The following is an 18,146-nucleotide window of genomic DNA, read 5'->3' on the forward strand; positions in this document are numbered from 1 at the left end:
GCCGAAGCCGAAGCCGAAGCCGAAGCCGAAGCCGAAGCCGAAGCCGAAGCCGAAGCCGAAGCCGAAGCCGAAGCCGACACTAAAACCGTTGCCAACAGTTTGTTTGGCAGTGAAACCGCGGTAATTGCAGGCGAGCCCGAGGAGCAAGACAATGAGCGATGAGCAGTTTGAACATGAGGATATGGCCGCCGCGCCCGAAGGTGAGAAACTGCAAAAAGTGCTCGCGCGCTGCGGTCTCGGCTCCAGGCGAGAAATGGAGCGGGAAATCAGTGCCGGCCGGGTTACGGTTAACGGTCAGCAAGCCAAGCTGGGCGACAGGGTTCTGCTGAGCGATACGGTTGAGCTGGCCGGCAAACGTGTGCGCTTAAGCGCTGCCGACGAAGATATGCGTGTGCTTTTGTACAACAAGCCCGAAGGTGAAATATGTACGCGCCACGATCCCGAAGGGCGACCAACGGTGTTTGACAGGTTGCCGCGTCTAAACAATGGCCGCTGGATACAAATAGGCCGCCTCGATATCAATACTTCGGGTTTGCTGCTGTTTACCAATAACGGCGAGCTGGCCAACAAGCTGATGCATCCGTCGTCAAATATTGACCGCGAGTACCTTGTGCGTGTGCGCGGTGAGCTGAGCGAAGATATGCGCCGCACCTTGACCAACGGGGTAGAGCTCGACGATGGCCCGGCGCGTTTTACCGATATTGCCGAGTCGCCGAATAACGAAGAGGGCAGTGCTCACCAGTGGTATTACTGTGTGGTGATGGAAGGGCGCAACCGCGAAGTCAGGCGCTTGTGGGAAAGTCAGGGGCTGCAGGTAAATCGCTTAAAGCGCGTGCGTTTTGGCAATATTTTTGTGCCGAGCCACGTGCGTGTTGGCCAGTGGATAGAACTTGGCGACAAAGAGCTAAAAGACCTGTGCTCCACCGCAGGTTTGCCGGCCCCGGCGCGCAAGCCGTTTCAGCGCCGCAAAGATGAGCAGCGCAAACGCCACGTGCGCAAGCTGCGCTCTTCGGCGCAAGGTGCGGGAAAACGCAATCAGCGCCGGCGCTAGTTAGCGCTTAAAACTGTGGGCTGAGCTTTATAAAGCTCAACAAAAAAAGGGCGTGCTAAAAAGCACACCCTTTTTTATTGCGGCAAACGAGCCGAGCTTGTTAACCCTTGTTAATTCAGCGTCAGTTTGGCAGCCTTTAATTTGCCCGCTGTTACCTTAACGCTTGCCGGGCCTGCGGCCGTGCGGCGAATAACAAATAGGGCCTGGCCCTGGTCGCTTGAGAGTTCCGGGCTTTGGTAGCGCTGCATGGTTGTGGTATCGCCGTTGTCGGCGCCCAGCAGTTCCAGGTTATCGCTCAAGCTCAGTTTAAGCGGCAATTCCTGGTGGCTTACCTTGTTGCCATCGGCATCTTTTAACTGTGCGACGATGTGGGCGACTTCGTAGTTATCAAATGCCAAGCTGCTTTTATCGCTGCTTAGTTCGACGTCGGTGGCGCTGCCGGCGGTGCGGATTTTGTCTTCGCTTGCGCAATCACCTAAACCTTTGGCTCGCAGTGTTCCCGCTTCGTAGTCCAGCGCCCATTTCAGCTCGCGATCGTCGTTGTCGGCAAGCTTTTGCACACCCAGTGAGCGCTCGTTGAGAAAGAGTTCAACCGCTTCACAGTTGCTCAGCACTTCAACAATAACTTTTTCACCGTCTTGATAGTTCCAGTGGCGGTTAACGTCTTGCCAGATCCAGACGCGTTCGGCCCACTTGCCAGGTTCTTTTTCAACGACGCTGCCATCTTGCTCGCGGTACAAAGACTTTTCTTCGGTTTGCGAGCTGATGTAAATATGGGGCTCGTCGTTCCACAGTGACTTAAACATGTGAAAGCTCGGGTTGTCGAAGCCGGCGGTGTCCAATAAACCACTGGTAACGGCCTTGCGCGGCCAGGCGTTGTGGCTTTCACCGAGGTAGTCGATGCCCGTCCACAAAAAGGTACCGGGAATAAAGTCGCGATCTTCCACCGCCTTCCACTCGTGCCACTGCGGCACGTTTTCGGTGCCCATAATCATTTTGCCTGGGTAGAGCTTGTGGCCGTAGTCGTAGATTACACGGCGATAGCTGTAGCCGATAATGTCGAGCGCATCGGTGTAGCCGCTTAAGTGGCTCACTGACGGCAGAATCAGGTTGGCGGTGACCGGGCGGGTATTGTCGACTTCTTTAACCCACTTGCTCAGCTTTTTTGCGGTATTGGCAAGCACATAGGGGCCTTCGGGGCTGTCGAAAAAGCGTTTGCGAATTTCTTCGGGGCTAATAAACGGCGGGTTATAAAAATAATTGCCCGATGCATTCATATCAAAATAACCGGTCGCCTCTTTGTAGCGAGGGTAGGTCCATTCGATTTCGTTGCCGATGCTCCACATCACCACCGAAGGGTGATTGCGATCGCGCTTTACTGCAAGTTTTAAATCGGATTCGGCTTCTTGTTGAAACCAGTCGGCGTAGCCGCGGCTGATATAGTCGTCGTGGCGCTCCCATTGATTCAGGCGTTTGTCTTTGGGGTTGTCCCATTCATCAAAAATTTCAGACTGCACTAAAAAGCCCATTTCATCGGCCAGGCGCAGCAAATTCACAGATGAGGGGTTGTGTGCCATGCGCAGTGCATTGGTGCCGGCCCGCTTGAGTTTTTCAAGGCGGCGGCGCCAGACGTCATCGGGCACGGCCGCACCGAGCGCACCGGCATCGTGGTGTAGATTGACACCTTTAATGGGCGTGTTTACGCCGTTTAAGAAAAACCCTTCGTTGGCGTCGTAGCGAATATGGCGAAAACCAAAGCGGGTATCGTAACTATCAATGAGTTTTTTCTGCGCATAAATTTCTGTGCGCGCGGTATAGAGCGCAGGATTATCCGGGCTCCACAGTGACGGTTGGCTAACTTGAATGTGCTGGCGCAGGGTGTTTGCCGAGCGCGACGACAAAGTCGCTTCAGTGCTGGTTGAGGCAACGGTATTGCCCTCGGCATCCAGTACGCTGGTTTTTAGCTCAATCTTGTGACTTTGTGGATATTTATTGGCGATCGAGACATCAATTTCCAGTTCGCCGAGCTCGCTGGTGGCCGTGGGGGTTTTGACATAGGTGCCCCAGGGGGGAATGTGCATCAGGTCAGTTTGAATTAACTGCACGTCGCGATAAATACCCGAGCCCGGATACCAGCGGCTGTCGATATAGCGGCTGCGATCGACCCGTATTGCCAGCACATTTGTTTGCCCTGCAGGTTTTAAATACTGGCTTATTTCGTAGTAAAACGGGGTGTAACCATTGATGCGGCCACCGATTTTTTCGCCGTTGAGCCAGATTTCGCTGTTGTTGTAGATGCCGTCAAAATACAGGTAACTAATTTTATTCTTATCGAGCACAAAGCTTTTTCGATACCAGCCAATACCGCCGGGCAGGTAAGCGGTGGCGCCGTCGAGTTCTTTGTCAAAATCCGCTTCAATGCTCCAGTCGTGTGGCAGTCTCAGCGTGCGCCAATGGCTGCTGTCGAAGTCGACTTTGGAAAACTCGGCGCTGTCGTCAAGGCTAAATTGCCAGTTAAAATTAAAATCGACATTGCGCTCAGCGCTCACCTGTTCAACGGGAGCCTCTGGTTTTTTAGCGCAGGCGCCAAGCGCGACGCTGGCAGCAATAGTTATTGCCAAGATCAATCGCTGAGGCTTTGCCAGGTGGTGCTTGTCAAGGCAAGGCTTAAATAAAAGGTGTCTGAACTTCATGTGCTTTCCTGAATATTTATTGTTCTCTAAGTTAACGATCGGTTCAGCTGTCTAGCTGGAGTTGGGGCGCTCTAAAAGCTGGCTGTGTTGGCAGCGCTTGTATTTTAAACCGCTTGCGCAGGGGCAGTCATCGTTGCGGCCGATTTTTATCGCTGGCAGTTGTTTGCCGTCGAGATAAAACCAGCGCTGATGTTCAAATACAAAGTTTGACTGTTCGTGAAGCTGGGCAAAATTAATCGGGGAGCTGTGCTCCGCGCGCGCGCGATAAAAGGCGACAAACTCAACACTCTTGCTGCTGGCTTTTAAAATGCGCAGCGACAGCCACTGGGTGTTGGCAATACTGCGCCGAACTTGTTCGTATTCGTCATCTGCGCGTTTGCTCGGGTGCAAGGTCTCGACAAGGTAGGCGGCTTTATTTAAGTAAAAAGCGCTAAAGCGCGAGCGCATTAACGCTTCGGCAGTGGCGGCTTGCTCGGGTTTTAAGTGTAAAACCTCACAGCATGTCGCGTAGGGTAGCTGGCTGCCACAGGGGCACAGTTGTTTTTGCATGCGTTTTAAAAACTCTGCGTAAATGTATTGCAGTTTTTTTGCAAAGAGGTGTGAGCATTGAGCAGGCTAAGGCTGTTTTAAATATCGCGGCGATAAGCCAGATATAAAAAAGGCGGTCATTGACCGCCTTGAACGTCGTAAAGGCTTGCTTAGGCTTTTAAGCTGCGCTCAGATAGCTCTTTCTCAATTTCTTCGATGGTGCGATTTTTAGTTTCCGGGCACAGTACATACATCAGGCCAAAACCAACGGCGCAGAAGATCGCATAAATAACAAAGGTATAAGTTGAGCCAAATACTTCAAGTTGCACTGGGAAGAAAGCCGGCACAACAAAACCGCCAAATACTGAGGTAATAAATGCACAGCCGGTAATGGCCAGTGCGCGAACTTTAGTTGGGAATACTTCTGAAAACAGAATCCAAAGTACGGGGCCAACCGAGAAGTTGTAAGAGCAGACAAAAATCAGCAGGCCGGCAAGAACCAGCGCGCCGTGCATACTCGCCGCGTGAATAAGCAGGTCACTTTCGATAACGTTCATGCTTTCAGCGCCAACGGCCTGCAATACAGCGGCTTTGAACGCGGTTTCGCTGGTAAATTCCTGGCTTAACAGCGGTTGCAGCAGGGCCACATCCACTTTGTCGGAAACAAAGGCCAGCGCTTCTGGAGTGATTTCATAGACGGCGGTACCAAAACCCCAGGTGATCAGAGCCATGCCCAGGGTGCACGCGGCAAGGCCGCCGAGCAAAATCAAGCGGCGACCGAGCTTATCGATAACCGCCAGCGCAAACAGGGTAAAAAACATACCGACAAAGCTGATCAGCATGGTGTTAAAGAAGGCGTCGTCGCCAGCGCCGGCTTGCGAGAAAATAGTTGGCATAAAGGCCAGGGCGGCGTTCATACCTGTCATTGGCTGAACAACGGCCATCGCCAGGCCAATATACAAGGCGATGCGCATGCGCTTGCTAAATAAAATTTTGGCCTGCTGGGGGTAGCTGACGGTGTGGTTTGTATCTTTGAGGTTTTCTTCGATTTGACGCAGCTCTTCTTCAACTTCGTCAGCGGGGGTAATTTTGCGCAAGACACTTTCGGCTTTTTTGTGTTTGCCGTTAATCATCAGCCAGCGCGGGCTTTCGGGAATGATGACCAGTAAAGCAAGCCAGATAATGGCCGGTACAATTTCCATGCCGAGCATCCAGCGCCAAATATTGGCTTCGGTTAAATTAATGGCGTTGGCCCAGGCGGTGCCACCATCGGCGACAACACCGACAATCCAGTAATTAAAAAACGATGCGGCGAGGATGCCGACGGCAATATTTAATTGGTTCATGCCGACAAGTTTGCCGCGCATATGAGGCGGAGCAATTTCACCGATATACATCGACGCAAGGCTCAGTGAGGTAAACGCAAGGCCGCCGATCAGGCGGAAGGTAAACAGCCACATCCAAGAGGGGGCCCAGGCCGAACCAATGGCAGAGATGGTGTAGAGTGCGGCGATCACCAGCAGTGTCGCTTTGCGGCCGTAGCGGTCACAGAAGATGCCGGCAACGGCAAGTGCCGCAAGGGCGCCAATACCGGGGCCGCTGACAATCAAACCCTGCTGGGCGGCAGTCAGGTTGTATTGAATCGTTAATGACTCCCAGGTCCCTGAAATGAGCATCAGATCTAGACCAAAGATAAAGCCACCGATGGCGACAATAAACGCGTAGGCAAACGCATTACGTTTTTCTTTTGACATGAAATTACTCTGCTGTGAATCCGTTGCTGCGTCCGACATGGCGCCGGCCGTCATTTCTGTGCTGGGTGTATCTGACATCTTGCTTTCCCGTCTTTGTGCGGATCATTATTGTAAATTGTTAACAAGCCATGGGCGAGTAAGCCTGCAATCATACCTGATCTTCGTCATAGAACGTATATTTTGTTGTTGCTACGAGTCACTAGGTTGTGTGGTTATAAGTGTTAACGCGGCTTTTTTACACAGCTGTTTTGCCTGAGCGCTGTTATCTGGGGGTAAAAAGAAAAAAAGAGAGCCGCCCGTGCGGGCTCTCAAAACACCGGGTGAGTCGTACGGGGGACTCATCGGCGGGGTGACTACTGACGGATAAAGGAGAGCTTATCGACGTAGTAGTCCGGGGTTAAACTGTTTTCGGCAAGTGCCTAAAGCCTGAATCACGGCGCCGCGCCAATAGTCAGTGGCGAGGCCGATACATCAATTTCTTCACCGTCGCTGTTGCTAAAGGTCACCCACAGAAAATAAAAGTTGCCGCTATCGAGCTCGTCACTGGCCGGCAGGCCTTCGAGTGAAAAGCTTGCCGAAGCACTGCCCAAGCGGCTGCCAATAACACTGGTGTCGACGATTTTTATATCTTCGGCGACAGGTATCCACGAGGCATTGAGCTGGCGCAGCCAGAACACCAAGCCTCCGCGGGCGCCGGCGACAACGGTGTTGCCCGTACCGGCATCGTAATTAACGTTAACCTCAAGCTTTTCGGAGTGATCAAAGTGGGTGTTGATGTAATAGTTTTTATCGTCGAAGCTGAGCGACGCCGGGGCATAGCTTTCAACGGTGATTTGACTGTAATCTTCAAAGCCACCTTCGAGGCTTGTTGCGGTGATAATCGCCTGGCCATCACTAAGGCCGGTAACCAGGCCGGTGTTATCTACGTTGGCAATACTGTCGTCGCTCGAGCGCCACTGTAGCGCGGTGTTATCTGCATTTGGCGGTGCAATGGTGGCGCTTAGCTGAGTTCGCGCGCCGGTCAATACCAGGGCACTTTCAGGCTCAACCGCAATGGCTTCAACCGGGATGTCGTAAAATTCAACCACATCAACAACCACCGAGTCGGCAACGCTGTTGACGGTGGACTGCGCCTGGATGCTCACCGCTGAGCCGAGCGTGTTGCCGCTGACAAGGCCTTGGTTGTCGACACTGGCGATCGCGGCATTGCTCGAAGACCAGCGCAGCTGAGGGTTTGCATTCATTGGCTCAAGTTCTACGTCCAGCTGTAGCTTTGTGCCGAGGCGCAACTCGACCGCTCTGGGCTCGAGCTTTAGTGCGCTTGGCGGCGGCAGGCTTCCATCGGCGCTTTTTAGCAGCTTGTTAACGCCCTGGTTGTGAAGTAAAACTGTTTCCCCGTTGCGCCAGCGAATTTCGACCTGTTCGATGTGCTCTTCGTCGCCGAGGCCAAAATGCAGTATGTTAAGCAGGCTTTGGGAAAATACTTCACCGGATGAGGCCACGCGCTTTTGGTAGCGCTTGTCGCCTGCGCTGATGATGACTTCCGCCGAAATCGCATCGACATTGGCCAACGGGCTGTAGCCGACGTGCACAAGGCTGTAGTTGCCGCTGTTGTTATTGTTTTCGATGTGCTGATTGGCAAATAAATGCCAGACGCCAAACTCGTCGTCGCCGCTTAGGATGTCGACGTCACCATCGAGATCAAAATCAAAGGCCTGGCCAGAATCGCCGTGGGCGCTGGTGCCGAGCTCAGTTGCCTGCTCTGGCGTGGCAAGCTCAAAGTAGCCCTTGCCGGTATTGAGCAGCATGTAATCGGCAACGCGCTCTTTGAGATAAGCAAAACGATACACAAACAAGTCGTTGTGGCCGTCGTTGTTAAAGTCGCCGTGAGTCACGCCCCAGTGGTTGCCGCCCTTAGGGATGTTCCAACTATCTGAGCCGTCGACGTACTTGCCGCCATCGTTAATAAGCAGCATGTCTTGTACGTTGCGGTTGTTGGGTGCCCACTCGCTATCGATGCTGTCAACGCCGTGTACACTAAATGCCAACTGCCAGGCCAGGCGCCGGTCGCGAACCCACTCAATCTGCCACTGGCCATCGCCGCTGTGGCCAATATAAATACCGTTCAGGCTCCTGTCGTCTGGCCAGCCCTCGGCGCTGTCGCGGCTGATTTCAAGTTGGTCGTCGTAGTCGACGCTGTGAGCGATTTTTTGCTCACCCAAAAAGATAGGGAAGGCGTCGACATAGCTTGGCAGGGTCACCAGCTCAAACTCGCTTACGCTGATATTGCCCTCGGCGCTAAAGCGCATGGCTGTGGTTAATGCGGCGTCGGCTTTGTCACGTATATCCAGGCGCTTAGTTTGCGGGTTAAAGTCGAGCGATTTATCGGCGACCGTGTAATAGCCTTTGCCTGCGGCCAGGTAAAGGTCGTAGTCACCGTCGTTGTCGACATCGATGTCGCTTGCCGCCATGATGCCCCAGCGTTCGCGCGCCGCTTCGGGCAACCAGCTGTCGGTGACATTGGTGAAACTGTAGTCGCCATTGCCTTGCCACAGAGTGGTCGGAGAAAATAATAAAAAGTCGTCGATGCCGTCGCGGTTAAAATCCAGCATCAGCGCGCGCTCGGCGTTTTGATACGCAATGCCGGGCACCTCAATGACTTCAAAGCGGCCATCGCCGAGATTTTGATAAAAAATATGCTGCGAACCGCTTTGGCCATTGATGCCGTGGGCGTTGATCAGGGCTAAATCTAAGTCGCCATCTAAGTCAAAGTCGCCCCAGCGTGGCGCGCGGCCGCGAGCGCCGCTGGTCAGGCCAACAACAGCGTCGGCGCGTACCATGGTGCCGTTGTCGTTGCGATAAAATACCGGTGGCTGGGGCAGGGTGCCGTTGCCGCCGCCAAGCGAGATCAATAGATCAAGATCGCCGTCGTTGTCGTAGTCACCGGCGGCCGAGCCGTGCAGATCCATTTTGTTCCACAGTGCTAAGTCCGGAATGTTTTTCTCAAGGCCAGCATCGCCATTGTTCCAGTAGAGTTTACTCGGCGAGTCGTTGTGGTTGTTTAGCACCAGATCGTAGTCGCCATCGTTATCGATATCGGCGATGGTCGGGCCACCGTATTTGAGGCTGGGCTCGTCTAGCAAACCAAGCTCTTCAGAAATATTGCGATAGCGCGGCAGCGCGCTTGATGCCGCCGCGCTAAACACCAGGCTTTTTACTTGTAGCTCGGCGCCGCGCACAGCCAGTTCGATGGTTTTTTCCCCTGTCGATTCAAAGTCGACAAGGGCGCTGAGTTGGTGCTCACCGGCGTGGGCGATGTCAATATTGTCGAGCAGGCGTTTGCCATCACTTAACAGGCTCAGGTTGGCGTAGTTGTGTTCAATGGCAACATTTAAGTCAACGCGCTGCAGGGTTGCGCTATCAACTTGATATTTAAAGCTGTAGGCTTGTTGGTCATTAATTTTGCCAATATTTAATAGGCTGTCTGTTGGGCTTGGGCTTGGGCTTGGGCTTGGGCTTGGGCTTGGGCTTGCGGCAGGCGTTGCGTTAACCGAAGGTGATGGCGAGCTCAGCGGTGAGGGCAGGGGTGAAGCTGCTGGTGAAACGCTTGGAGTGCTTGAGCTGATCGGGCTTGGCGATGGCGAAGCGCTGTCGTCGTTTTCAGCGTTGCAGGCGCCAAGTGCAACAAGCATTGCTGCAATCAGTGCAGAATATATGACGCTTTTATTTAATGCGTTGATAGTTAACGCAGGCAAACTCATACAGATGTCCTGTACCCAATATCCTATTGGGACTTTTTAATTTTTATCTTTGTAATAAACGCGCGGCACGGCTGCCAGCGCCTATGTCCATATACAACTGTGCTTAAGTGCGTTCAGGCTAACAGCCGCAGGCGCTGTCATCCTTAAGAAATATGAACAAATAAAAATGAATAAAATCTTGAAAAAGTGTTTTAAAAGCAGTGGCTTAGCGTTTGTTTGGGCCGTAGTTCATTTTTTTACAGATGGCCAAATGGACAAAAACGTACACTAATTTTGTCTATTGTTTTTTTCTGCGACAAAAGAAACCGTTTACGTTTAAGCGCTTCGCTGATTTTTATACTGCTGCGGAGAGCTACCGGTAAAGCGCTTAAAGACATTGCTAAAGTAGTTTGAGTCATTAAAACCAACAGCAAAGGCCGCCTCTGCGACACTCATGCTGGTCAGCAGTACTTTGGCTTGTTCAATGCGGTAGTGAGTGAGATATTGTTTGATGGTGCAGCCCGCGTGCTTTTTAAAGCAACGCATTAAATAGGATTCGCTGACGTGAACATTGTTGGCCAAGTCTGCAATATCAATATTCTGATCGAAGTGTTGGTGTATGTAAGCCTTGGTTTCGGCGATAATCGTTTCGCTGCGTTTTTGTGGTAGGCGGGTAATAATGTCTTTTAGGTTGCTTGTCTCCTGGTTGGCGATGTTGCGCACAGTTGCCGCGTCATTGCTTTTTAATAGCGATTCGATTTTGCTTAAATTTCTTTCGAGCAGGCTGTCGGCGTCGCCGCCGGCTTCGATGGTAAGCTCAGTTAGCTCGTTTAGTATCTCGCGAATTTTCAGTTTGTAGTGTTGCAGGTTGCTGCTTTCAGCTTCAATCGCGCGCAGCAGCTGATCAATTGCAGGCTGCAGTTCAGTCTCCTGCTCTTGTATCTGTTGTTTTAGCTGCTCTTTTAGCAACTGAGTCTGGCTCTTATTTTGTTGAATGTCGCTGTATACGGTTTTTAGCCAGTACAGGGCAGTCAGGCTGGCGCCAACGTGGTACAGCCAGTAGCGTCTGCTCGACAGGCCGGCGACATAACTCAGCGAGATGATTAAGGCTCCGCCAATAAATGCCAGGCAGGTTTTTCTGCGCTCCTGACGCAGTTCAAGCACTAATAAAAGCAAGCTTGGCAGCGTTGCTGTCAGTATTACCGAAAACATTTCGGCATCGATATGAAAAGGGCCAAAAATATTTAGCTCAATTAAATTGGCAAATTTTGCGTCAAATAAAAGCTGTTGGTGGCGGGCATCGGAACCAATGGTGTAAAGCACGGACATAGCCATACCCACAAAAAAAGGCAGGGCTTTAACGGTATTGGGCAGCGTTCGTTGACACTGGGCAATTAAAAACAGGGTCAGGCAGGGCAGGCCGAGACTCAGTATCAGTGTTAGTCGCAAATACAATATTGAAAAATCAACCGGTGTTCGCGCGTAAAACTGCAGTACGTTGGCTGCCAAATAAAATACATAGGCGCCAATAAATATATTAAACGACAGCAGGGCCTTGAGCACATGCCTGCCGAAAAAATTAAAGTACAAAGCCACAATAATAAATAGCTGCGCAGATAAAAGCGGCAGCACAACATTATTTAAAATAATATCCGGAATATTAAACATCGTGTTTTGTCCGGTGCGTAGCAGTTTGGCAGCGGTTTATTCTTTTAGGCGCAAGCGCAAATGGGGTGTAAGTTGTGTCGAGCTGACAACAACGGCGGGGCTCATCTTCGTTTTTTTACGCATTCATTGTCAAGGCTGGCGCAAATTTTATTACAAATTAAGCGCTTACATTGTTTGGGTGAACAAGGTGGGCAAAGAGCGCAATGTTCACTTAATGATGTACCGAGATGGTAGGAGCGAAGCTGATGCGGGTTTGATTGGGTCTTCGCCGCAAGGATGCGGCGGCGAAGACCCCATGGACGGGTTAACGGCGCCCCAAGAAAACCCGCATCAGCTTGGTTCCGGGATGTTTGCGCTCAAGTGAACAACAGTGTTGGGGCAAAGGGTGGGGCGTGAGCTAAAGCCAAAAATAAAAAAGCCCCAAGCGTTGCCGCTTGAGGCTTTAAATAATAAGGCTGGCTTGGCATAAAAAACCGGGAAAGGCTTAAATCTGCAAGCTAGGGCCTTAATTCTGCTTTAGCCAACAATCCTTATCGGCTCGGCAGAAGGTTCGGTGCTGAGCTCTTCGCTAGGTGGTGCGAAGCGCGTCAGATCGATGCCTTCAACCGCAGCGGTGTACTCGTCCATGGTTGGGAAACGACCCAAGATAGAAGACAGTACAACAAGTGGCGTAGAACCTAGCAGCGACTCGCCTTTCTTATCGGCAGAGTCGGCAACAACACGGCCTTGGAACAGGCGAGTTGAGGTGGCGATAACGGTATCACCTGGCTCGGCTTTTTCCTGGTTACCCATGCACAGGTTACAACCCGGGCGCTCGAGGTAGAGGATGTTGTCGTACTTGGTGCGCGCTTCGCCTTTCGGGTGCTCGTCGTCAAATACAAAACCTGCGTATTTTTCGAGGATGTCCCAATCGCCTTCGGCTTTAAGCTCGTCGACAATGTTGTAGGTTGGTGGCGCAACAACAAGCGGCGCGTTGAAGGTGATTTCGCCTTGCTTCTCAAGGTTGCGAAGCATTTGCGCAATGATCTGCATGTCGCCTTTGTGCACCATACACGAACCAACAAAACCAAGGTCTACCGGGCGGCCTTCGTAGAAAGATACCGGGCGGATCACGTCGTGGGTGTAGCGCTTGGATACGTCTTCGTTATTGACGTCCGGGTCAGCGATCATCGGCTCGGCGATCTGGTCCAAATCAACCAGTACTTCGGCGTAGTACTTAGCGTTGTTATCTGGTGCCAAGGCTGGTTGCTCGCCAGACTTGATACCAGCGATACGCTTGTCGGCAAGCTCGATCAGGCCGGCAAGGGTCTTGGCTTCGTTATCCATGCCTTTGTCGATCATGATCTGGATGCGGCTCTTAGCAAGCTCGATAGATTCGATCAGGGTTTGGTCGTTAGAGATACAGATAGAGGCTTTTGCCTTCATCTCTGCAGTCCAGTCGGTAAAGGTGAAGGCTTGGTCGGCCAACAAAGTACCGATATGTACTTCGATAATACGGCCCTGGAACACGTTCTCGCCGCCAAATTGCTTAAGCATTTGCGCTTGAGTGGCGTGGACCACGTCGCGGAAGTCCATGTGGCTGGCCATCTTGCCTTTGAACGTCACTTTAACTGACTCAGGGATGGGCATGGTGGCTTCACCGGTGGCCAGTGCCAGGGCAACGGTGCCGGAGTCCGCACCGAAAGCGACACCCTTAGACATACGGGTGTGCGAGTCACCACCGATAATGATGGAGCGATCATCAATAGTCAGGTCATTAAGAACCTTGTGGATCACGTCGGTCATCGCGTGGTAAACGCCTTTAGGATCACGCGCGGTGATCAAACCAAAGTCGTTCATAAACTTCATCAGTTTAGGAATATTCGCTTGCGCTTTTTTATCCCAAACAGAAGCGGTGTGACAGCCTGACTGGTAACCCGCGTCTACGTCAGAAGAGATGGTTGAAGCTGCCATGGCTTCAAGCTCTTGCGCAGTCATTGGGCCAGTAGTGTCCTGTGAGCCAACGATATTCACCTTAACGCGTACGTCAGAACCTGCGTGCAGGTTCGCTTCAGAGGCTACGCCCACTGCGTTGCGGTTGAAGATTTTTTCGACCGCAGTCAGGCCCTGGCCTTCAACGCTGATTTCTTTAGAGGCGGCGTAAACCTGTGGTGCTTCAATACCGAGGGTTTCTGCTGCCAGGGTTTGTAGTTTCTTACCGAATACAACGGCGTAAGAACCACCGGCTTTCATAAATTCCACTTTTTGCGGGGTGAAAGCAGAGGCCACGTCAACCAGCTCTTGCTCGCCGTTGTACAGCTTCTTGGCTTTGGTATCGATGGTCAGAACGGTGCCCGTGGCTACGGAGTAGGCTTCTTCCAATACAGGGTCGCCGTTCTCGTCTTTAACTACATTGCCAGCTTCGTCGGTCTTTTTGACCCAGTTTTTAAGGTCAAGGCCGATACCGCCGGTTACGCCAACGGTAGTGAGGAAGATGGGCGAGATGCCATTCGTACCGGCGACTACAGGAGCGATGTTGACAAAGGGCACGTAGGGGCTTGCTTGCTTACCAGCCCACAAGGCCACGTTGTTCACACCGGACATACGCGAAGAACCAACACCCATGGTGCCTTTCTCGGCGATCAGCATCACTTTGGCCTGAGGGTGTTTCTTCTGAAGCTCAACGATTTCCTGCTGGGCTTCTGGCGTGATCATGCACTGGCCGTGAAGTTCGCGGTCGGCACGCGAGTGCGCCTGGTTGCCCGGAGACAGCAAATCGGTAGAGATATCGCCTTCACCAGCAATAAAGGTCACAACGTCGATTTTCTCGTCGATTTCAGGCAGGTTGGTAAAGAACTCGGCTTTTGCGTAGCTCTCAAGGATGTCTTTACAGATTGGGCAGCCTTTTTCGTACGCAGCTTTTAAGCGTGCGGTGTCGGCATCGTACAAGAACACCTGAGTTTTCAGTACGTCGGCCGCTTGCTTGGCGATCGCAGCGTCGCTGCCGTCGATCACTAGGTCTAGCAGTACTTCAATAGAAGGGCCGCCTTTCATGTGTGAAAGCAGCTCAAAGGCAAAATCAGCGCTGATCTCGGCAACGCTCGCTTCGCCCAAAATGATTTCTTTAAGGAATTTAGCTTTTACACCCGCTGCGCTGGTGGTGCCTGGCAGGGTGTTGTAGATGAAAAAGTTAAGCGAGTCTTTGCGGTACTCGTTGTTTACATCTTTGATTTGCTCAATGATCTCAGCCAGCAGCTCTGCGCTATCAATCGGTTTTGGATGCAAGCCCAGCTCGTTTTTGCGGGTCTCGATTTCCTCTAGGTATTGACTATATAAACTCACTTTAGGCCTCCAGGGTATCAATGTTGGTATGCTTTAAAGGCTCGAAAAGATCAATACCGGGAGCTGCACGCTCTTCGGCGTGTGCACGATAGGCTTCTAACACGATTGTTTGTCCTCTATAGATTTGGGTTTACTCAGCGAGGCAGGATCGCTGCCAACTGAGGCTATCAGCCGCCGTGGCTGATGTGGGGCCTGAGCCATGCCATGGTTCAAGCCCGGTTCTGGGCGTTCAACGCACAGAAAAGCGGGCGCGTATTCTAGCCTAAATCTTGATCTGAGTTAAGGTAGCATCTGCTAGTGGCTGTAGGTAAAATCGCCGCCCCTGACAATATGTTCAACAAAGCGAGTCATCTTTGAGGATAAAAACGCGTGCGCTCAGCCCCTGTGTGGGTATTTGTTCCACCGGTATTGGCGACTCAGTCTGTCGAGGCTGCAAGCGCTATATGCACGAGGTTATCGACTGGAACAGTTACAGCGCCGAGCAGCAGCACACCATTGTCGCTCGCCTAAGTGAGTTGATTCGCCAGGTGGCCGAACCGCTGGTCGACATTTATGATAAAACGGCCTTGCAGCAGGGGCTCGACTACCAGAAAATTCGTTACGACAAGCATGCCGGCGCCTACCTGTGGCTGCACGAGTTATTGCAAGTGGGCTCGGCGAGCCTGGTTTCGCTCGAGCCGTTTGGCTGCCGCGTGCGCCCGGCTCACAAAGGCCGCAGCTTAAGCGACATCAAACAGCAGATAGACAGCGACTTTTATACTCTGTCCGAAGTGCACTACGAACGATATTTTAAGGCTCATCACGCATGATTACCGACGCGATCCACGCTTTTTTACTGTGCCCCACGCCCGACGCCTGGATTGACTGGGCCGAGGGTGAGCCCGAATTGATGCTGATCGATCACGCCAACTGTGAAAAAAAAGCGGCGGGCACGGCGCTGAATTTGATGTATCGCTACATTGACGATTTTGAGCTGCTCAATAAAATGTCGCGCCTTGCGCGCGAAGAGTTGCGTCACTTTGAGCAGGTGATCGCGATTATGCAAAAGCGGGGCATCAGCTATAAACCGGTCAGTGCGTCGCGTTACGCGGCTGAGCTGCGCAAGCCCATTCGCACATTTGAGCCGGCGCGTTTAATCGATACTTTGATTGTTGGCGCCATTATTGAAGCGCGCTCGTGTGAGCGCTTTGAAAAACTTGCGCCCAAACTCGATGACGAGCTACAGAAGTTTTATCTGTCGTTGCTTAAATCTGAGGCGCGTCACTTTGAAGACTATTTGGCGCTGGCACAAAAAGCCGCTGGCGATGAACGTATTGACGAGCGTGTGCAGTTTTTCCTCGAACTCGAGCGCTCGCTGGTTGAAGCTGAAGACAGCGAGTTTCGTTTCCATTCCGGCGTTCAGGGCCAGGCTTAATCCAACTAAGGTTATTGGTCCAACTAGGGTTATTCGCCCAGCTAGGATGATTAGCCCAATTAGGCTTAAGAGGGCTTGATGCGGCCAGGCATGGCTAAGTTCGCTGCGCCTGGTCGTGTTAACTATGCAGCGAATACAGCACGGTGTTGTGTGGCTTCTGGTTTGGGCGCGCAAGCTCAAGTATTGCGGCCCAGTCCTGGTTTAATAGTGCTTCGGCCTTGTCAGCTGGCTCGGCGCAACTAAAAATAAAACCCTGGGCCATATCGCAGCCGAGTTGCTCTAATTCAAGCAGCTGCTGCCTGCTCTCTACGCCCTCGGCAATCACTTTTAGATCAAGGTTGTGCGCCAGGGCAATAATGGCTTTGACGATGGCTTTGCTGTCACTGTCGTTTTTATCAAATTCAGCGATCAAGCGCTGATCGATTTTTACCGTGCTAATTGGCAATTGTTTTAAATAGGTCATTGAACTAAAGCCGCTGCCAAAGTCGTCCACCAATAACTCGCACTGCAGTTTATTGAGTTTTCGTAGCTGCTGTTTGGCATCGGCGTAAACTTTTAACAAACTCTGTTCAGAGAGTTCGAGCTTGAGCGTGTCGGGGCTGAGCCGGTGGCGTTTGATGGCCGCTTGTAATTCTGGGATAAGGTCGTCGCTCAACAGCTGAGTGGCGCTGATATTGATCGATAAGCTGTGTTGTTTACCACTTATTTGCTGCCACTGACAAAGCTGTTCGCAGGCCTCGTCAATCACCCAGTTGCCAAGTTTTTGCATAATACTGCTCTGTTCGGCGTGCGCGATAAAACTGCCGGGCGTGCTCAGTTCATTATTTTGTTGGCGCCAGCGCAGCAGGGCTTCGCAGTGTGCGGTGCGCCAGCTGTTTAAATCGACGATGGGCTGGTAGTGCAGCTCGAGTCGCTCTTGCCTCAGCGCGTGGCGCAGGCGTGTTTCGGTTTCAACAACCAGTTTATCGCGCTGGCGCAGCTGCCGGTCAAACAGGCGCACCTTGCTTGTTTCGCCCTCGGCGTGTTCGAGCGCCTGGCGCGCTTCACTAAGCAGCTGCTCGCCGTGTTGCTGTTGTTTCTGAGAGATACTGGCGCCGATTAGCACCGTAAAAGCCGTTTTATTTGGCGCAAAGCTCAGCGGCTCGCTCATATGCTGTTGCAGCTGTTCGGCCCAGGCCTGGGTCGCGCTGGCGCTTGCGCTGTCGCCGAGCAGTACGGCAAATTCCCAGCCGCCCATGTAGGCGCACAAGTCTTCATTGCGGACACGCTTGTGCAGGCGCTTAGCGAGTTCAACCTGGGCGTGCTCGAGTTCGTGCTGCTCAAGTGTGTGCTGGCAGGGCTTGAGTTCAATCAACAGCAGTGAAAACTGGTAGTTGATGTCGCGGTGCGCGCGGGCGATGGCGCTTTCTATTTTCTGCAGCAAGCGCTGGCGATTTGGCAGCCCGGTTTTTTCATCGTGCTGGCTCAGATAATTCAGGCGCGCCTGACTGATGCGCAACTCACTGTCATCGTGTAGCAGCGCGCTGTAGCTCTGATCGTTGTTAAGGCGCAGCTCGACCCCAAGCCATAGGGTTTTGCCGTCGGCGCGGGCGAATTCAATGTGGCTGCGAAGCTGTTGGAAGGCGGGTGAGAGTTTCTGAGCAAGTTCAAAGAGACTGTGCAAACCCAGATTGCCAAGCTCGCTTGCGGCCGGAGGCTCAAAATCGGTAAATAATAGCTTGCGCGCCCCGGTGCTCATCGAGATGAGCTCCGTATTAAAGTGCAGGTGGGCAAAGTCGTTAAATTCGTCGAGGCGCCGGCACTGGGCCGCAAAGGCCTGTTCACGCTCGCGGCTTGTTTGCAGTTTGCTGTCAATTTCGGCGATAAGCTCAGTCAAACTGTCACATAGGGCATCTTTACTAAGTTGGTGAGTCTGTAACAAACTCTGCATTTCTCGGCTGAACTCAGCACTCATAGTTTTCTCAAGTTGTGCACAAT

At 52.3% G+C, this 18,146-nt stretch carries 11 protein-coding genes; 4 read left to right on the forward strand and 7 right to left on the reverse strand.

Annotated elements, in window-relative coordinates; all coding sequences use genetic code 11:
- Nucleotides 1-151: 151 nt before the first annotated feature.
- A complete protein-coding gene (rluB, locus tag CFK45_RS07135; RefSeq protein WP_204378433.1) occupies nt 152-1,051 on the forward strand; it encodes a 23S rRNA pseudouridine(2605) synthase RluB in 900 nt (299 codons plus the stop codon).
- 110 nt (nt 1,052-1,161) lie between these two features.
- On the opposite strand, the gene CFK45_RS07140 is transcribed toward rluB, so the two are convergent.
- The 5 genes from CFK45_RS07140 to CFK45_RS07160 all read right to left on the reverse strand — a co-directional run bounded on the left by CFK45_RS07140 (nt 1,162) and on the right by CFK45_RS07160 (nt 11,434).
- Nucleotides 1,162-3,744: a glycoside hydrolase family 2 TIM barrel-domain containing protein gene (locus CFK45_RS07140; RefSeq protein ID WP_096085761.1), complete on the reverse strand. Its 2,583-nt coding sequence runs from the start codon at nt 3,742-3,744 to the stop codon at nt 1,162-1,164.
- Between the two features lie 51 nt (nt 3,745-3,795).
- Nucleotides 3,796-4,293, reverse strand: a complete 498-nt coding sequence (locus CFK45_RS07145; RefSeq protein WP_096085762.1) for a YchJ family protein — start codon at nt 4,291-4,293, stop codon at nt 3,796-3,798.
- A gap of 149 nt (nt 4,294-4,442) precedes the next feature.
- Complete coding sequence (locus CFK45_RS07150; RefSeq protein WP_096085763.1) at nt 4,443-6,104, reverse strand: sugar porter family MFS transporter; 1,662 nt, start codon at nt 6,102-6,104, stop codon at nt 4,443-4,445.
- 353 nt (nt 6,105-6,457) lie between these two features.
- Nucleotides 6,458-9,787 (reverse strand): FG-GAP-like repeat-containing protein, encoded by a 3,330-nt coding sequence (locus CFK45_RS07155; protein ID WP_096085764.1) that lies wholly within the window; start codon nt 9,785-9,787, stop codon nt 6,458-6,460.
- Nucleotides 9,788-10,102: 315 nt separating this feature from the next.
- Complete coding sequence (locus CFK45_RS07160) at nt 10,103-11,434, reverse strand: helix-turn-helix transcriptional regulator (protein ID WP_096085765.1); 1,332 nt, start codon at nt 11,432-11,434, stop codon at nt 10,103-10,105.
- Nucleotides 11,435-11,459: 25 nt separating this feature from the next.
- Here CFK45_RS07160 and CFK45_RS07165 point away from each other — a divergent pair, with 25 nt between their 5' ends.
- Nucleotides 11,460-11,798, forward strand: coding sequence for a hypothetical protein (locus CFK45_RS07165; RefSeq protein WP_143247499.1), 339 nt, complete (start codon nt 11,460-11,462; stop codon nt 11,796-11,798).
- Nucleotides 11,799-11,950: 152 nt separating this feature from the next.
- Here the strand turns inward: CFK45_RS07165 and CFK45_RS07170 are convergent, their stop codons facing one another.
- Nucleotides 11,951-14,755, reverse strand: a complete 2,805-nt coding sequence (locus CFK45_RS07170; protein ID WP_096085767.1) for a bifunctional aconitate hydratase 2/2-methylisocitrate dehydratase — start codon at nt 14,753-14,755, stop codon at nt 11,951-11,953.
- Between the two features lie 353 nt (nt 14,756-15,108).
- Here CFK45_RS07170 and CFK45_RS07175 point away from each other — a divergent pair, with 353 nt between their 5' ends.
- Both CFK45_RS07175 and CFK45_RS07180 read left to right on the forward strand, forming a co-directional pair.
- On the forward strand, nt 15,109-15,564 hold the full coding sequence (locus CFK45_RS07175) for a DUF1289 domain-containing protein (protein WP_096085768.1): 456 nt from the start codon (nt 15,109-15,111) through the stop codon (nt 15,562-15,564).
- Nucleotides 15,561-16,169: a MiaE family protein gene (locus CFK45_RS07180; protein WP_096085769.1), complete on the forward strand. Its 609-nt coding sequence runs from the start codon at nt 15,561-15,563 to the stop codon at nt 16,167-16,169. Before CFK45_RS07175 ends, CFK45_RS07180 begins: the two co-directional genes overlap by 4 nt.
- A 118-nt stretch (nt 16,170-16,287) precedes the next feature.
- On the opposite strand, the gene CFK45_RS07185 is transcribed toward CFK45_RS07180, so the two are convergent.
- A complete protein-coding gene (locus tag CFK45_RS07185) occupies nt 16,288-18,123 on the reverse strand; it encodes a putative bifunctional diguanylate cyclase/phosphodiesterase (RefSeq protein ID WP_096085770.1) in 1,836 nt (611 codons plus the stop codon).
- Nucleotides 18,124-18,146: the final 23 nt, after the last annotated feature.

The organism is Agaribacterium haliotis (genome assembly GCF_002312815.1).
Taxonomy (GTDB): Bacteria; Pseudomonadota; Gammaproteobacteria; order Pseudomonadales; family Cellvibrionaceae; genus Agaribacterium; species Agaribacterium haliotis.